The organism is Hamadaea sp., assembly GCF_013362815.1.
Taxonomy (GTDB): Bacteria; Actinomycetota; Actinomycetes; order Mycobacteriales; family Micromonosporaceae; genus Hamadaea.
Window position 1 is genome coordinate 18,442 of sequence record NZ_JABFVK010000070.1, and the last position, 22,356, is coordinate 40,797.

Annotated in this window: 18 protein-coding genes; 10 read left to right on the plus strand and 8 right to left on the minus strand. The window is 67.5% G+C overall.

Annotated elements, in window-relative coordinates; translation table 11 throughout:
• Positions 1-27 precede the first annotated feature (27 nt).
• The 4 genes from HOV77_RS28215 (at position 28) to HOV77_RS28230 (ending at position 5,340) form a co-directional block, all read left to right on the plus strand.
• A complete protein-coding gene (locus HOV77_RS28215; protein WP_290867036.1) occupies positions 28-876 on the plus strand; it encodes a c-type cytochrome in 849 nt (282 codons plus the stop codon).
• A complete protein-coding gene (locus HOV77_RS28220) occupies positions 873-2,012 on the plus strand; it encodes a Rieske 2Fe-2S domain-containing protein (protein ID WP_290867039.1) in 1,140 nt (379 codons plus the stop codon). The genes HOV77_RS28215 and HOV77_RS28220 overlap by 4 nt, the downstream gene beginning before the upstream one ends.
• On the plus strand, positions 2,009-3,610 hold the full coding sequence (locus HOV77_RS28225) for a ubiquinol-cytochrome c reductase cytochrome b subunit (protein ID WP_290867042.1): 1,602 nt from the start codon (positions 2,009-2,011) through the stop codon (positions 3,608-3,610). The genes HOV77_RS28220 and HOV77_RS28225 overlap by 4 nt, the downstream gene beginning before the upstream one ends.
• 155 nt (positions 3,611-3,765) lie before the next feature.
• A complete protein-coding gene (locus tag HOV77_RS28230) occupies positions 3,766-5,340 on the plus strand; it encodes an MFS transporter (RefSeq protein ID WP_290867044.1) in 1,575 nt (524 codons plus the stop codon).
• A gap of 2 nt (positions 5,341-5,342) precedes the next feature.
• Here HOV77_RS28230 and cydB read toward each other — a convergent pair whose 3' ends face one another.
• Together cydB and HOV77_RS28240 are read right to left on the minus strand one after the other, a co-directional pair.
• A complete protein-coding gene (gene cydB, locus HOV77_RS28235) occupies positions 5,343-6,353 on the minus strand; it encodes a cytochrome d ubiquinol oxidase subunit II (protein ID WP_290867047.1) in 1,011 nt (336 codons plus the stop codon).
• Positions 6,354-6,377: 24 nt separating this feature from the next.
• Positions 6,378-7,769 (minus strand): cytochrome ubiquinol oxidase subunit I, encoded by a 1,392-nt coding sequence (locus HOV77_RS28240; RefSeq protein WP_290867049.1) that lies wholly within the window; start codon positions 7,767-7,769, stop codon positions 6,378-6,380.
• A gap of 210 nt (positions 7,770-7,979) precedes the next feature.
• Between HOV77_RS28240 and HOV77_RS28245 the strand changes: the two genes are divergently transcribed.
• From HOV77_RS28245 to HOV77_RS28270, 6 genes are all read left to right on the plus strand, one after another.
• Positions 7,980-9,281, plus strand: coding sequence for an NAD(P)/FAD-dependent oxidoreductase (locus HOV77_RS28245; protein ID WP_290867052.1), 1,302 nt, complete (start codon positions 7,980-7,982; stop codon positions 9,279-9,281).
• A gap of 5 nt (positions 9,282-9,286) precedes the next feature.
• Positions 9,287-10,696, plus strand: coding sequence for a glucose-6-phosphate dehydrogenase (gene zwf / locus HOV77_RS28250; protein ID WP_290867055.1), 1,410 nt, complete (start codon positions 9,287-9,289; stop codon positions 10,694-10,696).
• Positions 10,693-12,594, plus strand: coding sequence for a glycoside hydrolase family 15 protein (locus HOV77_RS28255; protein ID WP_290867058.1), 1,902 nt, complete (start codon positions 10,693-10,695; stop codon positions 12,592-12,594). Before zwf ends, HOV77_RS28255 begins: the two co-directional genes overlap by 4 nt.
• 29 nt (positions 12,595-12,623) lie before the next feature.
• Positions 12,624-14,216 (plus strand): GMC family oxidoreductase, encoded by a 1,593-nt coding sequence (locus tag HOV77_RS28260; RefSeq protein WP_290867061.1) that lies wholly within the window; start codon positions 12,624-12,626, stop codon positions 14,214-14,216.
• A 39-nt stretch (positions 14,217-14,255) separates the two neighbouring features.
• The gene (locus HOV77_RS28265; protein WP_290867064.1) at positions 14,256-15,995 is read left to right on the plus strand and encodes a cation:proton antiporter; all 1,740 of its coding nucleotides are present in this window, start codon (positions 14,256-14,258) and stop codon (positions 15,993-15,995) included.
• A 69-nt stretch (positions 15,996-16,064) separates the two neighbouring features.
• A complete protein-coding gene (locus HOV77_RS28270) occupies positions 16,065-17,006 on the plus strand; it encodes a cyclase family protein (protein WP_290867067.1) in 942 nt (313 codons plus the stop codon).
• Positions 17,007-17,045: 39 nt separating this feature from the next.
• On the opposite strand, the gene HOV77_RS28275 is transcribed toward HOV77_RS28270, so the two are convergent.
• The 6 genes from HOV77_RS28275 to HOV77_RS28300 all read right to left on the minus strand — a co-directional run bounded on the left by HOV77_RS28275 (position 17,046) and on the right by HOV77_RS28300 (position 22,289).
• Positions 17,046-17,720 carry a hypothetical protein gene (locus tag HOV77_RS28275; RefSeq protein ID WP_290867070.1) on the minus strand — a complete coding sequence of 225 codons (675 nt, stop codon included), beginning with the start codon at positions 17,718-17,720 and terminating at the stop codon, positions 17,046-17,048.
• Between the two features lie 102 nt (positions 17,721-17,822).
• Positions 17,823-18,647, minus strand: a complete 825-nt coding sequence (locus HOV77_RS28280; protein ID WP_290867073.1) for an alpha/beta fold hydrolase — start codon at positions 18,645-18,647, stop codon at positions 17,823-17,825.
• A 49-nt stretch (positions 18,648-18,696) separates the two neighbouring features.
• On the minus strand, positions 18,697-18,978 hold the full coding sequence (locus tag HOV77_RS28285; protein ID WP_290867076.1) for an Lrp/AsnC ligand binding domain-containing protein: 282 nt from the start codon (positions 18,976-18,978) through the stop codon (positions 18,697-18,699).
• A complete protein-coding gene (locus HOV77_RS28290) occupies positions 18,975-19,793 on the minus strand; it encodes an NTP transferase domain-containing protein (RefSeq protein ID WP_290867078.1) in 819 nt (272 codons plus the stop codon). The genes HOV77_RS28285 and HOV77_RS28290 overlap by 4 nt, the downstream gene beginning before the upstream one ends.
• Positions 19,786-20,337 (minus strand): NUDIX domain-containing protein, encoded by a 552-nt coding sequence (locus tag HOV77_RS28295; RefSeq protein WP_290867081.1) that lies wholly within the window; start codon positions 20,335-20,337, stop codon positions 19,786-19,788. Before HOV77_RS28295 ends, HOV77_RS28290 begins: the two co-directional genes overlap by 8 nt.
• 32 nt (positions 20,338-20,369) lie before the next feature.
• Positions 20,370-22,289 (minus strand): HD domain-containing protein, encoded by a 1,920-nt coding sequence (locus HOV77_RS28300; protein ID WP_290867084.1) that lies wholly within the window; start codon positions 22,287-22,289, stop codon positions 20,370-20,372.
• Positions 22,290-22,356: the final 67 nt, after the last annotated feature.

A 22,356-nucleotide genomic window follows, 5' to 3' on the forward strand; every position in this document is an offset into this window, starting at 1 on the left:
GCGGATGCCAAAGACGAAGGTATGGCCATGACAACTGAACCCGGCAAGGGCGGCGGACTCACCGCCCGCATGCGGCGGCTGGCGGCGCCGCGCCGGCGGGGCAAGGTCGCACGGCGTACGGGTGCCACCATCCGCATGCTCGCGGCGCTGGTGCTCGCGGGCGGCCTCTACGTCGCCGTCGCGCCGGCCACGCAGGCGGCCGACGCCGCGACGCTGTCCCGCTCGGCTGAGGACGGCAAGGCGCTGTTCGACCAGAACTGCATCACGTGCCACGGTCGCAACGCCCAGGGTGTGGACGGCAAGGGCCCGAGCCTGATCGGCGTCGGGTCGGCGTCGGTCGAGTTCCAGGTGACCAGCGGCCGGATGCCGGCGGCTCGCCAGGAGGCCCAGATCCCGCGTAAGCGGACGTTCTGGGACGGCGAGGAGCTGCAGCAGAACGCCGAGTCGCTCGGGCAGTACATCCAGGAGCTCGGCGGCGGGCCGCAGCTGCCGGCGAACGTCGACCCGAGCCAGGCCGACATCGCCAAGGGCGGCGAGCTGTTCCGGGTCAACTGCGCCTCGTGCCACGCCTTCTCGGCTGGCGGCGGCGCGCTGTCGTCCGGCAAGTACGCCCCGACGCTCGAGCCGGCCACCGACCGCCAGATCTACGCGGCGATGCTGACCGGCCCGCAGAACATGCCGGTCTTCGGTGACAACCAGCTCAGCCCGCAGGAGAAGCTGGACATCATCGCGTACGTGCAGGGCATGAAGAGCGACCAGGACCCGGGCGGCTGGGGCCTCGGCCGGTTCGGCCCGGTCACCGAGGGTCTGGCCATCTTCCTGGTGGGCATCGTCGCACTGGTCTTCGCCACCCTCTGGATTGCGGGGAAGTCATGAGCACCCACGAGACCACGGAGGTCCCGGACGGCGCGAAGGCCGTCGACCCGACGGACCCCAACCTCACCTACCGCGAGGTCCTCGAAGAGGGCCTGCGGCGGGACGAGATCGAGATCGTGCACTACGAGCCGCAGTTCCCGGTTCCGGGGACCAAGGCTGAGAAGCGGGTCGAGCGCCTCGTCGCGTTCCTGCTGCTGCTCTGCGGTCTCGCCGCGATCGCGTTCGTCGTGATCTACGTGTCCCCGCTGGGCCAGCCGGAGGAGTACCACTTCGGCTCGAACAACTGGGACTGGTTCACGCCGCTGCTCGGCTTCACGCTGGGCCTGTCCCTCTTCGGGATCGGCATGGCGATCCTCGTCTACGGCAAGAAGCTGCTGCCCCACGAGATCGCGGTCCAGCAACGGCACAACGACCCGTCGTCGCCGGACGACCGGGCGCTGGCCGCGGGCACGCTCGGCTTCATCGGCAGCGAGTTCAACATCCAGCGCCGCCCGCTCATCAAGGGCGCGCTCGGCCTGGGTGGTCTCGGCCTCGGCGCGGCCGCCGTGGTCGTGCCGGTCGGCATGCTGCTGAAGGACCCGCACAAGGGCGACCCGGGTGGTCACGACCCGTACATGACGACCGGGTGGAACCCCGAGGCCTTCAACAACGGCAAGCCGGTGCGCATGGTCCGCGAGGATCACACGCCGGTACGCCCGGAGGACGTCAGCACGGGCGGTCAGATGACGGTGTTCCCGGACGTGCCGGGCGGCACGACCAACGAGCACGCCGACTCCCCGGTCCTGCTCATCCACCTGCGTGACGAAGATGCGCAGACGTTGCGCGACAACCTCCACAAGTACCCCGTCAACGCCATGGACGGCGGGTCCATGTGGAACAACTTCGTGGCGTACTCGAAGATCTGCACGCACGCCGGCTGCCCGGCCAGCCTCTACGAGCAGCAGACCAACCGGCTGCTCTGCCCGTGCCACCAGTCGCAGTTCCTCATCACCGACAACGCCAAGCCGATCTTCGGCCCGGCCGCCCGCCGGCTGCCGATGCTGGCCATCGGGGTCGACGATGAGGGCTTCCTGGTCGCGCGGCGTGACTTCGACGTCTCCGTCGGGCCGGCGTACTGGGAGAGGCCATCCAAATGAAGCGACGCAAAGTAGACCTCAAGGCCCTTCCGGGCGCGACGGCCAACGCCGTCGACGAACGGTTCAAGGTCGCCCGTCCGCTGCGGGGAATCCTCAACAAGGTCTTCCCCGACCACTGGTCGTTCCTGCTGGGCGAGATCGCGTTGTTCTCGTTCATCGTCCTGCTGCTGACCGGCACGTTCATGGCCCTGTTCTTCGACCCGTCGATGACCGAGGTCAAGTACGACGGGTCCTACACGCCGCTGCGCGGCCAGGAGATGTCCCACGCGTACGCCTCGTCGCTGGACCTGTCCTTCGACGTGCGCGGTGGTCTCGTCGTCCGGCAGATGCACCACTGGGCGGCGCTGCTGTTCGTGGCGGCCATCATCGTCCACATGTTCCGGATCTTCTTCACCGGCGCCTACCGCAAGCCGCGTGAGACGAACTGGATCATCGGTCTGCTGCTGTTCTGGCTGGCGTTCCTGGAGGGCTTCGCCGGCTACTCGCTGCCGGACGACGCGCTGTCCGGCACCGGTCTGCGGATCGCGACCGGCATCATGCTCTCCATCCCGGTGATCGGCACCTGGGTCACCAGCTCGCTGTTCGGCGGGGAGTTCCCGGGGCATGTGATCTTGGACCGGCTGTACATCGTGCACGTGTTCCTGATCCCGCTGGTACTGCTGGCGCTGATCACGATCCACATCACGCTGGTCTTCATCCAGAAGCACACGCAGTGGCCGGGACCGGGCCGGACGAACAGCAACGTCGTCGGCGAGCGGTTCTTCCCGCGGTACGTGATGAAGCAGGCCGGCTTCTTCATGCTGGTCTTCGCGGTCATCGCGGCGATGGGCGGTCTCTTCCAGATCAACCCGATCTGGTTGTTCGGGCCCTACCGTGCGGCGGTCGTCTCGGCCGGCAGCCAGCCCGACTGGTACGTCATGTTCCTCGACGGCTCGACCCGGTTGATGCCCGCCTGGGAGCTGACCTTCTCGATCGCCGGTCATCAGTACATGATCCCCGGCATCTTCTGGCCGACGGTCGTGCTGCCCGGCATCCTGACGGTCCTGCCGATGGCGTGGCCGTTCATCGAGGCGCGCAAGAACAAGGACAAGTCGATCCACAACCTGGCGCAGCGGCCGCGAGACGTCCCGCAGCGTACGGCGCTGGGTGCGATGGCGGTCTCGTTCTACATCGTCCTGCTCATCTCCGGTGGCAACGACATCATCGCGGACAAGTTCCACATCAGCCTGAACGCGATGACGTGGGCCGGCCGGATCGGGCTGCTCGTGATCCCGCCGCTGGCGTACTACATCACTCACCGCATCGCGCTGGGCCTGCAGCAGCACGACCGGGAGGTGCTGGCGCACGGTGTCGAGACCGGCATCATCAAGCGCTTGCCCAACGGGGCGTTCGTCGAGATCCACCAGCCGCTGGCCCCGGTGGACGACCACGGGCACCCGGAGGAGCTGCCGTACGTCAACTGGACGGTGCCGAAGAAGATGAACCGGCTCGGGGCGCTCGGCCCGGCGATCCGGGGCTTCTTCAAGCCGATCGAGGTGCCGGTCAAGCCGCAGCTTCCGCCGGCTCCCGAGAAGGAGCGCGAGAAGACCAGCGTCTGATCGCCGGTACGCATCACGAGGCCCCCGCCGATTCGGCGGGGGCCTCGCTCATTCTGTACGACGCCGAACCCCACGCGTCCCGCAGATTCGGAAGTATGCCGCTAGATCATGCTCAATACTGCTAAGGGCAAGCAAATCGGCGTAGGGGGGATCTCATGAGTCAAGCAGCCGGACCGACGGGGGCAGCGCCGCCGCGGCAGTCGGTCGTCCTCGCCGCGCTGATCCTGGTGGCCGCCGTCGCAAACCTCAACCTGGCCGTCGCGAACGTCGCACTACCGGACATCGGCCGCGCCTTCGACTCGTCCCAGACGATGCTGAATCTCATCGCGGTCGCGTACTCGCTCGGGTTGGCCTGTTCCGTGATCTATCTCGGGGCGGTAGGCGACCGGCACGGCCGCAAGATGATGCTTGTCCTCGGCATTGTGCTGTCAGTTCCGGCGTGCCTCCTCGCGGCGTACGCGCCGAACGACACGGTGCTGATGCTCGCGCGGTTGCTCGGTGGTCTGTCGGCCGGCATGGCATACCCCACGACGTTGGCGCTGATCACCGCGCTGTGGTCGGGACCCGGTCGGACACGCTCCATTGCGCTCTGGTCGGCGATCGGCGGTGCCATCGCCGCATTGGGCCCATTGGCGGCCGGCGTCCTGCTCGAGAGCTTCTGGTGGGGCTCGGTCTTCCTGCTGACCCTGCCGCTCGCGGCTGTCGCGCTGATCATGGCGCTGATGGTCGTGCCGTCGCACGTGAACGAGACCACCGAACCGGTGGACAATCTCGGCGGGATCTTGTCCATCGCCCTGGTCGGGGCGGTGATCCTGGGCATCAACTTCTCGCCGGTGCCGGGTGCCGGGACGATCGTCGTCAGCATGGCGATCATCGCGGTAGCAGCTGGTATCGCCTTCCTGCTGCGCGAACGACGTGCCAGAAATCCGCTCTACGATCTGCGCGTGGCTTCGCGGCGCATCTTCTGGGTCGCGGCTTGCGCCGGCATCATCGTCTTCGGGTCGCTGATGGGTGCCATGTTCATCGGCCAGCAGTTCCTGCAGAACGTGCTCGCATACTCCACGGTGGAGGCAGGTGCCGCCATCTTGCCCGCCGCGGTTCTCATGGTGCTCATCGCTCCCCGGTCGGCCAAGCTCGTCGAAACCCGCGGCGCGCGCTTCACCCTGCTGGTCGGGTACGCCTTCGTCCTCCTGGGCTTCCTCACGATGCTTCTGCTGTGGAAGGAGGGAGTGCCGTACTGGAAGGTCGGGCTCGCGTACGCCCTGGTCGGCGCCGGCGTCGGTTTCGCCGGCACACCCGCGTCGCATTCGCTGACCGGAGCCGTTCCAGTGACGCGGGCCGGAATGGCGTCGGGCACGGCCGATCTGCAGCGCGACCTCGGCGGTGCGATCATGCAGTCGATCTTCGGCGCTCTCTTGACCGCGGGCTACGCATCGGCCGCTTCAGCCACGCTGACGACTTCGCCGAACGATGACGTGTCGAGTGCGGTGCAGTCGCAGCTGACGAAGTCGTTCTCCAGCGCAGCCGCCACGGCGCAGCAGTACCCGGAGTACCAGCAGCAGATCATCGCCGGCGCGAAAGCGGCCTTCTTGCAGGGCGATCAATGGGCGTACCTGGCGGGGATCGTCGCCGTGCTCATCGGCGCGGCGCTGGTCGCGGTCTATTTCCCCAAGCCGGCCCGCGAACGCGAGCTACTGGCTGAATATCACGCGCTCGACGAGCGCGGCTGAAGTCACTCCTCGGTCGGGTCTTCGAATTCGGCGCGGCTGAGCCGCCGTCGAAAGGCGTGATAGCTCCACGCCTGGTATGCCGCGACGACCGGGAACAGCACGACGAAGATGACGGTCATCAGTTTGAGGCTGTAGCTGCCCGACGCCGTGTTCGAAATGGTCAGGTCGGTGGCGGCGCCGTTGGTGGAGACCATCACCCGGGGGAACAGCTCGGTGAAGATCGCGACGACGGTGCTGGCCATCACGAACGTCGTCACCGTGAACGCCCAGCCGTCCCGGCCTTCGCCGATGAGCCAGACCGCCCCGAGGACGGCCAGGATCGCGGCGACCTCCACCAGGTTGAGCAGTACGCCCTTGTCCGCCACGACGTGGGTCCAGATCGCGAAGACGGTCACGATCACGGCGGTCACCGGCGCCGCTCGGCGGGCCAGGCGCCGGGCCCGATCGCGTACCTCACCGGTGGTCTTCAGCGCGATGAACGTCGCGCCGTGGAGTACGCAGATCGACAGCAGCGTGATCCCCACCCACAGGGCATACGGCTGGAGCAGGTCCCAGAAGTTTCCGGTGTATTCCTGGTCGGCGCCGATGGGCAGCCCGTTGAGCAGGTCGCCGAGCGCCACCCCGATGAGGAAGGGCGCGACGATGCTGCCGATCATGAGCAGGATGCTCCAGGTGTGGCGCCAGCGGGTGCTCTCGTCGCGCCCGCGGAACTCGAAGGCGACGCCGCGCAGGATGAGCGCGACGAGCACCAGAGCCAGCGCGAGGTAGAGCGCGGAGAACATGGTCGCGTACCAGCCGGGGAAGGCGGCGAACATCGCAGCGCCCGCTACGACGAGCCAGACTTCGTTGCCGTCCCACAATGGACCGATCGTGCTGATGATCGTCATCCGGTCCGGCTCGTCCCGGGCCAGGTGACGATGCAGGATGCCGACGCCGAAGTCGAATCCCTCCAGCACGAAGAATCCGGTCCAGAGGACGGCGATGAGGATGAACCACACGTTGACCAGGCTCATGGCTGCCTCACTCTCATGGCTGCCTCACTGAATGGCGGCGGGAATCGGTGGCTCGGCGGCCTCTTCGGTGGGCGCCGGTGGCAGCTCGCGGCGGGCGTACCGCATCATCAGCACGACGTCGACGATGGCGAGCACCAGGTAGAGCAGGAAGAAGACGATCAGGCTGACGACGATCGCGCTCGTGCCCACGGACGGTGAGACGCCGTCGGCGGTCTTCATGATTCCTTGGACGAGCCACGGTTGCCGGCCGCTCTCGGTCAGCATCCAGCCGGCGGTGTTCATGATGATGGGCAGAAAGACCGCCCAGGTGGCTAGCCAGAGGAACCGGCGGGAGGTCTCCAGTTTGCCGCGGCGCATCTGCCACAGGCCCCACAGTGACAACAGGAGTATCAGCACCGCGGTGTAGGCCATGAGCCGCATCGACCAGTACTGGATGAACACGTTGGGCACATAATTGCCCGGCCCGTATTGCTGTTGGTACTGGGCGTTCACCTCGTTGAGCCCGACGACCTGGCCGTTCCAATGATTGGTGGCCAGAAGCGACAACAGGTGCGGAAGCGCGATGATCTTCGTCGGTGTCTGGTCGTTGTTACCGCCACCGATCTGGAACACCGAGAAGGAGCAAGGCTGGCAAGTCTCCCACTGCGCCTCCGCGGCGGCGATCTTCATCGGCTGGTACCTGGCCTCGACGACGCCCAGCTCACTGCCCACGAACATCGCCAAGATCATCGTTGGCGCCAGGACGACGAGGGACAGTTTCGCCGACCGGGCGAAGACCTGACGATGCCGGCCTCGACGCAGTTGCCAGGCCGAGACCGCCAGCATGACGACGCATGCGGTGGCCAATGCGGCGAGCAGGACGTGTGTGTATCCCCATAGGAACACCGGGTTGGTCATTACCGCCCAGATGTCGTTGAGCTGGGGCCTGCCAGTGGTGGCGTTGTTGGTGTAGCCGACCGGATGTTGCATCCACGAGTTCGCGGCCAGGATGAACGCCGCCGACAAGGACGCGCCGACCGCGACCGCCCAGATCGCGGCCAGGTGGATACGCCGCGGTAGCCGGTCCCAGCCGAAGATCCACACGCCGAGGAAGGTGGCCTCGAGGAAGAACGCGGCGAGGCCCTCCATCGCCAGCGGCGCTCCGAAGACGTCGCCGACCAGCCGCGAGTACGCCGACCAGTTCATGCCGAACTGAAACTCCTGGACCAGTCCCGTGACGACGCCGACGGCGATGTTGATCACGAGAAGCGTGCCGAAGAACCTCGTCAGCCGCCGATACTCGTCGTTTCCACGCCGATGCCACACGGTCTGCAGGATCGCGGTGAGGAAGGCCAATCCGATCGTCACCGGGACGAAGAGAAAGTGATAAATCGACGTCATCGCGAACTGGATCCGCGCGAGATCTACGTTCGACATCGCCTCAGTATCGCCGCGCAAACCCGGATAAGCGGTGTGAATGCCAAGTTCTACCCCGCTGCTAGCCCTGGAGGCGTGCGGCCGAGCCTCGTGCATCAGGCGCGTCTCGCGGTCTGCGGAGGAAACTTCGCATATTCACTTTCGGCTGCGTAGGTGGGCCGGGCCTGGGAAGAATGGTCGGGGTCGCACCACCCGAGCATGGGAAAAGTCATGGACACGAACGCCACGAGGGTTGTCATCGTCGGCGGCGGTCTCGCGGGAGTGGCCTGCGCCAAGCGGCTGGCCGATGAACCCGGTTTCACCGTGGACCTCCTCGACAAGGCGGGTTACCACCAGTTCCAGCCATTGCTGTATCAAGTCGCAACGGCAGAACTGACATTCGAGGACATACGGTTCGACCTCGCCCGGATCTTCCGGGACAAAGGCAACATCACCGTCCGCAAAGCCGAGGTGACGGCCATCGACGCCGCCGCCAGGACGGTCACGCTCGCCGGGGGCGAGACCCTCGCCGCGGACGTCATCGTGCTCGCCGCCGGCGCTCAGCCGAACTTCTTCAACACGCCCGGTGCGGCCGAGCACGCGTATCCGCTGTACAGCGTGGAGGACGCTCGGCGCGTACGCGGTCGGATCGTGCAGTTGTACGAAGAGGCGGCCCACCGGCCCGAGGTGGCCGACACCGGAGCGCTGACGTTCGTAGTGGTGGGCGGCGGCCCGACCGGAGTGGAGACGGCCGGCGCTCTCGCCGAACTCATCCACAATGTCATGCCGCACGTCTATCCGGATCTTCCGCTGGGCGGGGCTCAGGTGATCCTGGTGGACCTCGGCCATACCTTGCTCTCGGGTTTCTCGCCGGAAGCGGGAGAGTACGCCGCCAAGCAACTGCAGCGCCGGGGCGTACAGCTGCGGCTCGGCGTCGCGGTCAAGGAGGTCGGCGCGGATCATGTGACACTGGGTGACGGTACGACGCTCAATACCCGGCTGCTGGTGTGGGGCGGCGGCGAGAAGGCCGCCGACATCGCAACCGACGCCGGTCTACCGGTGGGCCGGGGTGGCCGCATCGACGTGCAGCCGGACCTGACAGTGCCCGGATATCCCGACCTGTACGCGCTGGGCGACATCGCCAACATCCCGTTCGGCGACGAGCCGGCGCTGCCGCAGCTGGGTAGCGTCGCTCAGCAGGCCGGACGGTGGGCGGCGGACAACATCATCGCTCGGAGCCGGGGCGAAGCGCCCACTCCGTTCCACTACCGCGACAAAGGCATCATGGCGATGATCGGCCGCAAGGCCGCCGTCGCTGAGGTCGGATCGCACCGGCACGAGATCCACGGCCGGTTCGCGTTCGCCGCCTGGCTCGGGGTGCACGCCGAGCTACTCGGCAACACCGGTGCCGAACTCAAGGCATTCGTCGCGTGGGCCGAGGAGTTCTACCTGCGGCCTCACCATCGTTCTGCGGCGCTGCTGGAGCCGTCCCGCATCGACATGCCCCGCATCGACTGGGAGAAGAAGGACTGATCGCCATGGCTAGGACCGACACCGCCACCTCGTCCCCTGCGGACGTCTTCGTGATTTTCGGGATCACCGGCGACCTCGCGAAGGTGATGACCTTCCACTCTCTCTACCGGTTGGAAGCCCGGGGCCTGCTCGACTGCCCGATCGTCGGCGTCGCGGTCGACGAGTGGAGCGACGCAGACCTGCGTGACCATGCCCGGGCCGCGATCGAGGGCGGGGGAGAGAAGATCGACGAAGAGGTGTTCGATCGACTCGTCGGCCGCATGTCCTATCTGGCGGGGGATTTCGCAGATGCCGGCACGTACGCCCGGCTCGGTGCGGCCGTGGGCTCCGCGACGACGCCCGTCTATTACCTGGAGATCCCGCCATCCTTGTTCGGCATGGTGATCAAGGGTCTGGCCGACGCAGACCTCGTCCGCAGCGGCCGGGTAGTCGTGGAGAAGCCGTTCGGGCACGATCAGGCATCGGCCCGGGAGCTGGCCGACCAGCTGCACACCTACGTCGCCGAGCCCCAGTTGTTCCGCATCGATCATTTCCTGGGGAAGATGGGTCTGGAGGAGCTGATCTACCTACGCTTCGCCAATACGATGCTGGAACCGGTGTGGAACCGCAATCACGTCGAGTGTGTGCAGCTCACGATGGCCGAGGACTTCGGGGTTGAGGACCGTGGGCACTTCTACGACCCGGTCGGCGCGCTACGAGACGTCGTCGTCAACCACCTGATGCAGCTGCTGTCGGCCGGCGCGATGGAGGCACCGTCCGGTCGTGATCCGGACACCATCAAGAACGCCCAGGTGGCGCTGTGGAAGGCGGTGCTCACGGCCGAGCCCGCGAACTACGTGCGCGGCCAGTACGACGGCTATCAGGACGTTCCGGGGGTGGCTTCCGGATCCACCACGGAGACCTACGCGGCGCTACGTCTTGACATTGACAACTGGCGATGGTCGGGGGTTCCCTTCTTCATCCGGACGGGCAAGTTCCTCGCCCAGACTCAGACCGAATTCCGGCTGGTCTTCAAGCACCCGCCGCGGTTGGGCCTGCAGTTGCCGTTCGAACGCGATCCCGAGGCCAACCAGATCGTCGTCCGGCTCGACCCCAGCACCGGGATCCGGTTCCGGTTCGAGGCCCGCGGCGCGCAGGGTCCGGAGCCTCAGACCGTCACCGCCGACGTCGAGGCGGCCGCGCAAGGCGGCGAAGGCCCCACGCCGTACGAGGTGCTCCTGCACGCCGCGCTTGTCGGCAACAGCATGCGTTTCACCCGTCAGGACGGTGTCGAAGAGACGTGGCGGATCATGCAGCCGCTGCTCGACGCGCCGCCACCCGTCCACGCGTACGCGAAAGGCTCGATGGGCCCGGACGCCGCGAATGCGCTTGTCGCCGATTTCGGTGGCTGGCACCAGCCTTGGGGCATGTCATGACCGCCGTCGCCGACCGTCCGGCCGACACGATGCCGCAGAGCGCCGCCGCCCCGTCGCCCTTCACACCGATCGCCGAGTATGCGTTTCTGTCGAACTGCCACACCGGCGCGTTGGTCGCACCGGACGGCTCGGTCGACTGGCTCTGCGTACCGTCCTTCGATTCGGCCAGCGTCTTCGGTGCGCTGCTGGACCGGCAGGCCGGTCATTTCAGGCTCGGCCCGTACGGCATCCACCACCCGGTCTCGCGTGCTTACGAGCCCGGTACGCATGTGCTGGTGACGAACTGGCGTACAGCGACCGGCTGGCTCGTGGTCCGGGACGCTTTGACGATCTTCCCGAATCCGGAGAAGGACGACGCCACCCCGCATACCCGGCCGCCGGTGGATGCCGACGCGGACCATCTGCTGATCCGTACCGCTGAGTGCATCGACGGTCGCGTCGAGGTCGAACTCGTCTGCGAGCCCGTGTTCGGCTATGGGCGTACCACGGCCGAGTGGCAGAACATCTCGGCCGACATGCATATGGCCGAGGTGACCGCCGACGGCGTGTCCTTGCGGCTCGTCTCGGACCTGAACCTGGGCGCCGAGGGTGAGCAGGTGCGTGGCCGCCACGTGCTCAAGGCCGGCGAGGGCGCGTTCTGCGCGCTCTCCTGGCGAACGGACCGATTCGCCCCGCGAGACTTCGCCGAGGCCACCGCGCGACTCGATGCGACTCGCGAATTCTGGCGGGACTGGATCGCCAACTCGCGCATGCCGGATCACCGTTGGCGCGAGATGCTGCAGCGATCGGCGTTGACGGTCAAGGGGTTGACCTACATGCCGACCGGCGCGACCGTCGCCGCGCTCACGACCTCGTTGCCCGAGACGCCGGGCGGCGAACGGAACTGGGACTATCGCTACACGTGGATCCGGGACTCGACGTTCACGCTGCAGGCGCTGCATTGGCTGAACCTGGACTGGGAGGCCGACGAGTTCATGCAGTTCATCGCCGACCTGGAACCCACCGAGGACGGCTCACTGCAGATCATGTACGGCATCGACGGCCGCCGTGACCTGACAGAGTCCACACTGGACCACTTGACCGGTTACGCGGGCGCCCGCCCGGTCCGTGTCGGCAACGGAGCGTTCGATCAACGGCAGAACGACGTGTTCGGCGCGGTTCTCGACTCGGTTCTGCTGCACACGCAGCGCAGTCAGCGGCTGCCGCGCCGCCTCTGGCCCATCGTGCAGTCGCAGGCCGAGTGCGCGAGCAAGGTCTGGCAGCAGCCTGACCAAGGCATTTGGGAGGCCCGCGGAGCGCCGCAACATTACGTCTCCTCCAAACTCATGGGCTGGGTCGCCCTCGACCGGGCGGCGAAACTGGCCGAGATTCGCGGCGATCTCGACCTGGCCGGCACCTGGCGGACGACCGCCGAAGAGATTCGGGCCGACATCCTCGCGCACGGCGTCTCCGAGCGGGGCGTGCTGCGCCAGCATTACGACACCGACGCCCTAGACGCCTCGACGTTGCTCGCTGCGACCTTCGGGTTCTTGCCGAGTACCGACGAGCGCCTGCGGAACACCGTCGAGGCGATCGCCGACGACCTCACCGAGAACGGCTTCGTGCTGAGGTACCGGACGGAGGAGACCGACGACGGCATGTCCGGCAAGGAAGGCACCTTCCTGATCTGCTCGTTCTGGCTCGTCTCAGGTTTGGCCGCCATCGGCGAACTGCAGCGGGCCCGTGACCTCATGGAGAAGCTGCTGAAGGTGGCGTCTCCGCTGGGGCTGTACGCGGAGGAGTTCGACACCGAGACCGGCCGGCACCTCGGCAACTTTCCACAGGCCTTCTCGCACCTGGCGCTCATCGAGGCGGCCGGCCGGATCATCCTGAACGAGCGCATCCAAGAAATCTCATGACGGCGTTCACCGCCGCGACGGGGGAGATCATGACCAGCGCATACGATGTGATCATCATCGGCACGGGTGCGGGTGGCGGCACGCTGGCCGCTCGGCTCGCTTCGTCGGGCAAGCGAATCCTGCTGCTGGAGCGCGGATCGTGGTTGCCCCGTGAACCTGACAACTGGGACACCTCCGCGGTGTTCATCGACGGGCGCTATATCTCGCCCGACACGTGGTACGACCACAAGGGCAAGGCATTCCAGCCCCAGGTGCACTATTTCGTCGGGGGCATGACCAAGCTCTACGGTGCTGCTCTGTATCGCCTGCGGGAGAAGGACTTCGGCGAGCTTCACCACCATGACGGCAGCTCACCGGCGTGGCCGATCAGCTACGCGGACATGGAGCCCTACTACACCGCCGCCGAGCACATGTATCAGGTGCACGGTGCCCGTGGTGAGGACCCGACCGAACCGCCGGCCAGCGGACCCTATCCATTCCCGCCGGTGGCCCACGAACCGCGCATCCAGCAGCTGTCGGACGACCTGGCCGCGGTCGGCCTGCATCCGTTCCACGCGCCGTGCGGCGTACGCCTGACCGAGACGAACATGCCGTACAGCATCTGCGTGAAATGCAGTGCCTGCGACGGATTCCCTTGCCCGCTGCACGCCAAGTCCGATGCCGAGGTGTTCGGCGTACGCCCTGCGCTGACCCAGCCGAACGTGACTCTGCTGACCAACGCCGAGGCGGTGCGACTGGAGACCGACGCCAGTGGCCGGTCGGTGACGACGGTGGTCGTGGAGCACGAGGGGCACGAGGAGCGCTACCAGGGTGACATCGTCGTGGTCTCATGCGGAGCCGCGAACACGGCGAAGCTGCTGCTGGCCTCGGCCACCGACAAGCATCCCAACGGGCTGGCGAACGGGTCGGACCAGGTCGGCCGCAATTACATGTATCACGACAGCCAAGCAGTGCTCGCGTTGTCGAGGGAGCCGAACCCCACCGTCTTCCAGAAGACCTTGGGCGTCAACGACTTCTATTTCTCCGGACCGGACTTCGACTATCCGATGGGCAACATCCAGATGATCGGCAAGTCGGAGGCGGAGATGTACAAGGGCGAGAAGCCCATCGAGACGAAGCTCGCCCCGAAGTGGGCTTTGCGCGACGTCGCCGCCCACGCGGTCGACTTCTGGCTGTCCACGGAGGATCTGCCGATGCCGGAGAACCGAGTGACGCTGACTTCGACGGGCGACATCCGGCTCGCGTACGCCCCGTCGAACAAGACCGCGTCGACCCGGCTGTACCACCAGCTCAAGTCGATGCTGAAGCACCTGGGAATGCACGAGGATCACCTGGTGCACAGGTTCGCCTACATGAAGACCGACATCCCGATCGCCGGTGTCGCCCACCAGGCCGGCACGGCCCGCTTCGGCGCCGACCCGGCCTCGTCGGTTCTGAACGCCGATTGCCGGGCCCACGAGGTGGACAACCTGTACGTCGTGGACACGAGCTTCTTCCCGAGCATCGGCGCGGTGAATCCCGCTCTCACGGCGATGGCGAACGCCTTGCGAGTCGGTGATCATCTACTCGAGAGGATGGGTGTCTCGGGTGCCGCTGCGACGACGCCGGTCGTCGCGAGCTGACCCGCCCGCGGTGCACCGCCGGCGATCCGAGCGCTCGCCGTGACGACCGACCAGATCCTGCTCGGCGTGGCCCTGATCCTGGCCCTCGCCGTCGGATCCCAGCTGATCGCCAGCCGGTTGCGGATTCCGGCCCTGATCGTGCTCCTGCCGGTCGGATTCATCGCCGGTGCCACGACGAGTGTCGTGGATCCGGAGCGACTGCTCGGATCGGCATTCCAGCCGCTGGTCTCCTTGTCGGTGGCGGTGATCCTCTACGACGCGGGACTCGGGCTGAAGCTGCGACGGCTGCACGGGCATATTCGGACCGTCCTGCGCCGGCTCATCACGATCGGCGTCACGGTCACCTGGTTGACGGCGGCGTTGCTGGCGATGTGGCTGCTGGGCATGTCGGGCCAAGCCGCGCTGATGATCGGGGCGATCTTGGTCGTGAGCGGGCCGACCGTCGTCGGTCCACTGCTCAACTTCGTACGCCCGATCGACCGGCTGCAGCACATCCTGTCCTGGGAAGGCTCGTTGATCGATCCGATCGGGGCGATTCTCGGCGCTGTGGTCTTCCACGCGATCGTGTCGAACAGCCACCGGACCGTCATCTCGGGCATGGTGCATTTCGCGGGCAGCGTCGGTCTGGGCCTGCTCGGCGGCGTGGTGGGGATCGGAATTCTCTGGCTGATCCTGCGCGTACTGCGGGTGGGCGAGGTTCTCGGCACCCTGGCGCAGCTCGCCGTCGTCGTCGGAGTGACGGCGCTGTGTGACGTCGCGCGCGACGACAGTGGACTCATCGCCGCGATCCTCATCGGGCTCGCGCTGGCCAACATGCCGGGGTTCGCCATCGCCGAGCGCCGGCCGTTCTTCGAAACCCTGGTGCAGCTCACGTTGGGCCTGCTGTTCGTCAGCATTTCCGCCACGGTCACGCCGGCCTCGTTGACCGACGTGATACTTCCCGCGGCCGCGACTGCGGTGGTGCTGATCGTGGTGGTGCGTCCGATCGTCGCCCTGGTCTCGACGGTGCGAACCGATCTGTCCACAGGCGAGCGGGCTTTCGTGGGGTGGATGGCGCCGCGTGGCATCGTGGCCGCGGCCACGGCGTCGACGTTCGCGCCCACACTGACCGGACAAGGCATCGCCGGAGCCGAACAGATCCTCCCCACTACCTTCCTGATCATCGTCGTGACCGTCACGGTGTACGGGTTGACCGCCGCTCCGGTGGCAAAGTTGCTGGGTGTGGTCCGGACGGCTCGGGCTCGCCCGATGTTGATCGGCGGTGAGCCCTGGGTGGTCGACCTGGCCCAGACGTTGCGTTCGATCGGCCTGGAGGTCGTCTTGTGGTCGGGGATGGCCGGTCAGCGTAAGACGATCACCGATGCCGGCCTGGAGCTGGCACCGGGTGAGCTGATCGCCGACGTGACCAACCCGGCCGCCCGCATCGAGGGGGTGACCGCTGTGTTTCTGCTGACCGAGGACGACGGCTTCAACGCTCTCGCCGGCACTTTGCTGGCCGGCGGGCTGGACGGGCCCATCTATCGGCTACGGCCACGCCCGGACAGTCATGCGGTGTTGCCCGGCGAAAGCGCGGGTGCGCTTCTGTTCGGCCCTGAACTCACCCGGGACGCCATCGCGACGCGGTTCGCGCGGGGTGAGCGCACGTCGGTCGGCCGGGACGCCACGGCGATATCAGGCGACCTGCTCTTTCGGGTGGGAAGCGAGGGCGACCTTCGGCCAGTCACCGACGACGGTCTGCCGGAGGCTGGGCCTGGGGACTCCATGGTCGTTCTTCGGTGACCCGGGCTGCGGCGGTTTGATGGAGGTTGTCGGCCGGAACGCCGGGCCGACTCACGGGGCGGAGCCGATATGACGACGAACGCGCGAGCGGAGTTGCCGAATCTCGATTCTCAGCAGTTCCGCGAGCTCTATGCGCGGCTGAAGAATACCGTGCACTGGGGCACAGCCGATCGACGCGGAGCACTCAATCACATCACCACGCCACGGCTTCTCGCCGCCCTGACCGAGGTCCGGCTGGGCCTGCCGATCTCGATGGCAGCGGCTGTGACGACGGACGTCGCTGTGGACAATCCTCACCCGGCCGTCCACGACATGATCAGTTCGCCCGGAGAGCACCGGGGGGCGCCGGGTCTGCATTTCGCGTACGACCGGATGGCGATGAACATTCACGGCGACGCCGACAGCCACATCGATGCCCTCTGCCACGTCATCTACGACGGCGAGATGTACAACGACGTGCCGGCGGGGGCCACCGAGCCGGATGGCTCACCGTCGCTGTCCATCGACGTCGCCCGAAACGGAATCGTCGGGCGGGGTGTGCTGCTCGACATTCCGCGTCTGCACGGAGTTTCGTGGCTGGAGCCCGGCGAACACGTGACAGTGCAAGATCTCGGCGCGGCGGAGCAGGCCCAAGGGCTCCGGGTGGGACCGGGCGATCTGCTGTTCGTGCACGTGGGTCATCGGCGACGCCGTGCCAGTGTCGGAGCCTGGGACGCAGCGTCCGCCCGGTCCGGCCTCCATCCCACGGCTCTGGAGTTCTTGGCCGAGCGTCAGGTGGCGGTGCTGGGCAGTGACGGAAACAACGACACCGCCCCGGCCACGGGAGTCGGCTATCCGGTGCACGTGTTGGCGGTCAACGCGCTCGGCATACACCTGCTCGACTATCTCCGGTTCGACGACTTGCTGCCGGTGTGCGAGCGCGAGAACCGGTGGACGTTTCTGTGCGTCATCGCTCCGCTGCGCCTTCCGGAAGCCACTGGCTCACCGGTCAACCCCATCGCGGTGCTCTGACGTGCCCCGCTCGGATGCCGCGTGCGCGAGCCCCGATTGTCACGGCCGCGGTGACGTCGTCGGGCGTACGCGGCAGTTGCCGGGCTGATCGTCGCCTGCCACCACGAAGTCCTGGCAGGTGACCACGTGATTGTTGAACTGCCCGGTGAGGAACCCGGCGATTCCCACCACGACGACGATCGCCACGCTGACCAAGCGGAGCCGAAGTGTCGACAGCGCGAAGTAGTCCGGGGCCAGAATCCGGGCCACCGCCCATAGGGTCACCGGCAGCGTGACCATGATGAGAGCGATGAGACAGATGTCGATTACTCGATATGTCCTGGCCCATCGGCCACCGACCGGAACGATCAGCCGCCAGGCAAGCCAGATCACCGGCAGCGCGAGAATCGCGAGCATCCACGGATGGACCGAAAGGTGTCGGCGCAACGCGAGCGCTCCCAGCAGTAGCACCGCTGACAGCACGAAGATCTCGAGCAGGCGGTAGTAGAACACCGTGTGGTACGCGCCCAAAGCGAACGCCACATCCCAGGCGAGCAGGGACACCGCGATCGTTATCGCGAAGAAGCCCCGTAGCTCACCGGGCTGGTGCTCGCCATCGAAGCCGGTCAGGAGATCGTCGTCGACCCGAGGGTGGAACTTGACGACCTGCGGCGGGCGGATCTCCTTGCGGCCGGGCATCACATCGAGCGGGCGAGGTCGCGTACCCGCGTCCACCACGGCATGGTCCGGTCGGCGAGTGCCGCCACGTGACTGTTCATGATTCCACTGTCCAGCGAATCGTCGCGGCCGGTGGATGAACGCTGAAACCCGCTCGCCCTAAACGTACGCCGGAAGCCAGGCGGTGATCCGTTCGACGACCGCTCCCGGCGACTTGGCCCACCGGAAATGGTCGAGCGGAGCGCCCGCCTCGGCCGCGCTCACGTGGACCCGGGTCACCTTTGCGCCGGTGAGCTTGCCGGCGAGCAGCTCGATCGTGGGCGGGGGAGTGTACTGATCGGTGTCGACGCTGATCGCCAGCACCGGTACGCCGATGTCACCGAGCCGGTCGGCGACGCCCAACCGGGTCGCGAACTCGCCTCGCCGTGCGGTGTGCGCCCAGTCCTGGATGACGCCGCGTGACTGCCGGCCGCCGAATCCCCAGCCGGGCCAATGACCGAGCAGCGCGCTGATTCCGCGGATGCCCTCGGCGAACCCCAGTACGCCGAGCGAGCGCGACCCGAACAAGCGCCAGTGCGGCAGACCGGAGGCGATCAGGATCAATCCGTCGACCGGGTGCTCCGGCGCGCACCGGGCGAGGTGGATGACGCAGGCATGGCCGCCCAGTGAGTGCCCGAGCAGGAACGTACGCCGTCCCGCCCGCAGCTCGGCCGTCGCGGCCAGGACGGCTCCCACATCGTCGGCGAGGTCGGTCATCGCGTACCGGGCGGCACGGGTGGCCTTCGGGAGGCTGTCGCCGGTGCCCCGCAGGTCGGCGACGGCCACGCCACTGCCGTCGGCGCTCAGGCGCTCGACCAGCTGACCGTAGTAGCGCGCGGGAACCCCCATCGCCGGGAAGACGGCGAAGAACGGAGCTTGCGGGTCGGCCGCGGGCGTGACGTCCACCGAGAGGCGGTCGGCACCACGGTCGAGGAACAACTGCATGCCGACCAGCCTAGCCGTCATATGTTACCGGCGGGTAGCCCTGGCGGTGTCAGGCGGGGAAGCCGATCGAGAAGGTCTCCTCGAGGTCGTGCCGTGAGTACGCCCGGAACGCGATGTGCGTGTCGGTGTTGACCACACCGGGAGTCTTCGAGATGCCGCCGGCGATGACCTCGGCGATCTGCTCGAACTCCTTCACGCGGACGACGGCGATCAGATCGACGCTGCCCGCCACCGAGTAGACCTCGCTCACCCCGGGCAGATCGGCCAGCGACGTGGCGACCTCGGGAATCGAGTCGGTGGCACAATCGACGAGAACAATCGCGGTGATCACGAGCGTGACTCTACTCGCACGGTCAGGTTCCGCGCGCGTACGGCCCGGCTCAGGTGCTCGCCTTCGGCGACGTCCGACCCCGGCCAGACCACGCTGTCGCGGACGTCGCCGCGGACGTTCGCCCCCGCGCCGATCACACTCCGCCGGACGTCACCGGTGACGACCGCGTCTGGTGCGATCAGGCTCTCCTCGACCTCGAGCAGATTCGCGTGCAGGTAGCTCCGGGGAGTGCCGCAGTCCAGGTAGAGCCCGTGCAACCGGATCACGTCCAGCGTTCCCGTCGCCTCGGCGGGGCGCCACGCCAGGCGTACCAGATCTCCATGATCCGCGGGCAGGGACGCCGCCGTCGCGGCCGGAAGCAGCGACATGCCCGCGAAGTCATAGGCCCCGAACTCGCCCTCGCCGCCGACGTGGCGCTGGCCGAGCATCCGCAGGCGCTCGCCGTCCCAGTCGGTGACCAGCGCGGAGATCGTGACGTCGGCGGAGAAGTAGGCGTCGGCGTTCATCACCAGGACCGGCCGGCCGTCGACCCAGTTGCGCAGGTGGCCGACGCTCCCGGCGCTACCGAGCAGCTCCTTCTCGACGCTCACGTGCGCGCGGTCGCCGACGTGCTCGGCGACCTGATCGCCCAGCCAGCAGGCGTTGACCGCGACCCGATCGGGACCGCTGAGCCCGATCTCGTCGAGCAGAGCGAGCGCGCGGTCGATCATCGGCACGTTGCCGACCGGGCACAACGCCTTGGGAAGCAGCGTCGTGAGTGGACGAAGGCGGCTGCCTTCGCCCGCGGCCAGGACGATCGCCGCCAGCTCAGCCATGGCTGGACTGGGAGGCGGGAGCGTCTGGGCCAAGGCCGTAGGTGCCCAGGAGACGTCCGGTCGCGACGGTGAGCTTCGGCAGGTCGTCGAGCGCATGCCAGGCCGCCTCCCAGACCTCGGCTCCGTCGACCGAGAGTTCGACCTGGTCGGCGTCGACCCGGGCGGTGAACACCGTGTCGACCCAGCGCCCGTTGGTGTGCACGAGCGCGTTCGGCTTGGCCGGGCTCAGCTGATCCGGCTCGAACTCGATGCCGGTTTCCTCGGCGGCTTCCCGGAGGGCTCCTTGCAGGGGAGTCTCACCTCGGTTGAGCAGCCCGGCCGGCAAGGTCCAGCCGCGCCCGGGCGGCTGCCGCAGCAACAAGACGCGCCGGGCCGGGCCGTCCGGATCGGTGCCGACGTCGAAGATGAGGACGACCGCGCCGATCGTGTACTTCGGGGTCGCGAGGCGTACGAGTCGCAGCCGGGTCTTGTGTGGCAGCCGGTAGAAGATCCCGTAGCCGATCGCGGTCAGCCGGGTACGCAAGGCGGAACGGCGTGGGCTCACCTGGAGACTGTAGCGAATGCCATGCCCGCGACTCAGCCGGTGGGACCGTGATCCACGAGCTGGATGAGCTTGTCGACGGCACTGTCGGCGCTCATCCGGTGCTCGGCGATGGTCACCAGCATCGTGTCGAGGTCGGGGTAGTCGAGTTGTTCGGCCAGCTTGACGAGCCACTCGTCGTCGGCGAGCCCGCGCGATCGGCGGCGCAGCGCGAGCCCGAGCGCGGCCCGGCCGATGGCGATCCGATCGGTGATCGTGCCCGACGGCACGTCGTCGGCCGAGTAGGACCGGAAGCGCCGGCGTAGATGGACACGGGCCTTCGGGGACTTGGCGAAGCTGAGCCAGTCCTCGAACGGGCCGCACGGCTGCCCGGGCGCGGCTTCGATGATCTCGACGACGTCGCCGTCCACCAATGCGGTCGACAGGGCCGCCATCTCGCCGTTCACCGCGACGGACAGGATGCGGTCGCCGACCGCCGGCCCGAACTCGTACGCGACGTCGACCGGCGTCGAGTCGCTGGGCAGCACGACCGTCCGTCCCCGGGCGATGACCTGGATCTGCGTCTCCGCGAGGTCGCTGCGCAGCGATCGGACGAAGTGCGCCGCGTTCGAGGTGTCCTGCTCCAGATCCAGTACGCGGCGCAGCCACTCGAGATCGGCGGTCTCGGCCGCCTCCGCGGCGGCGGCCCGAGCGTCCTGGGCGTCGCCGGTGAGCTTGCCGAGCGCCCCGGCGAGCGGCCGGCGCAGCGCGTCGGGCAGCCGCTTGCCGAGCGCGACGACGGGCGCGCTGGTCAGTGCCTGCCCGATCGAGGCGCTGACCTTGTCGGAGAGCACCCGGTTCGGGGGGAACCGGAAGCGCGCGATGATGCCGTATTCCACGTCGCGGTGCATCTGCTGGGTGCGGATGAGCACCTCCACCGGACGGCTGTCCGGGCCGAGCACGGTCGTATGCAGAGAGCGGTAGAGGTTGTTCTTCGGCGACGCTATGTAGTCCTTGAACCGGCCCGGGACCGGGCGGAAAGTCCGGTGGATCGCCCCCAACGCGGTGTAGCACTCGGTGTCGGGGCCGTCGACGAGGACGACGATGCGGGGCATGTCCAGCGGCTTGACGTTGTGCCCGACCGCGCGGGTGTCGCGCCAGATCGTGTAATGGTGCCGATGACGGGGCTGGACGTCGGCCCGCACCTCGTCGGCCCGCAACGCGTGCTCGGTCGTCAGGATCATGTGGTCCAGGAAGTCCTTCCAGAGCGGACGCTCCTGGACGACCTTGTCGATCTCGGCGAAGGTGTCCGGCTCCAGGTATTCGAGGACGACGTCCTCCAGCTCCCGCTTGAGGACCTGGATGCCGAGCCGGTCGCAGAGCGGGACGAGCACCTCACGCGTCGCGCCCGCGATGCGGGCGCGAGAAGCGGGGGAGCGGGCGTCGAGCGTCCGCATGTTGTGGAGGCGGTCGGCCAGTTTGATGACCAGGACCCGCACGTCGCGGCGGGCGGCCACCATCATCTTCCGGATCGTCTCGGCCTCGGCGATCGCTCCGAAGTGGCCCTTGTCGAACTTGGTCACGCCGTCGACGAGGTGGGCCACCTCGTCACCGAAGTCCTCGCGGAGCAGTTCCAAGGTGTAGGGCGTGTCCTCGACCGTGTCGTGCAGGAGGGCGGCGACGAGCGTCGTCGTGTCCATCCCGAGGTCGGCCAGGATCTGGGCCACCGCCACCGGATGCGTGACGTAGGGCTCGCCGCTCTTGCGGAACTGGCCCTCGTGCGCCCGCTTGGCGGTCACGTACGCCTTCCGCACGACCGTGGTGTCCGCGCCGGGATGCACCTGCCGGTGCGCGCGCACGAGCGCGGCCATCGGGCTGATGCTCGGCACGGGCCGGCCCAACCGGTCCGGGGCCGCGAACCAGGAACGCACCCGGCCGGACAGCGGCGTGGTGCCCAGGGTGGCATTGACATCCATAATGGACACCTCCCTTTTGGCGGACGGTGTTCCTCGTTCCTTAAGACTAGTAACGAACGTGTCGGAC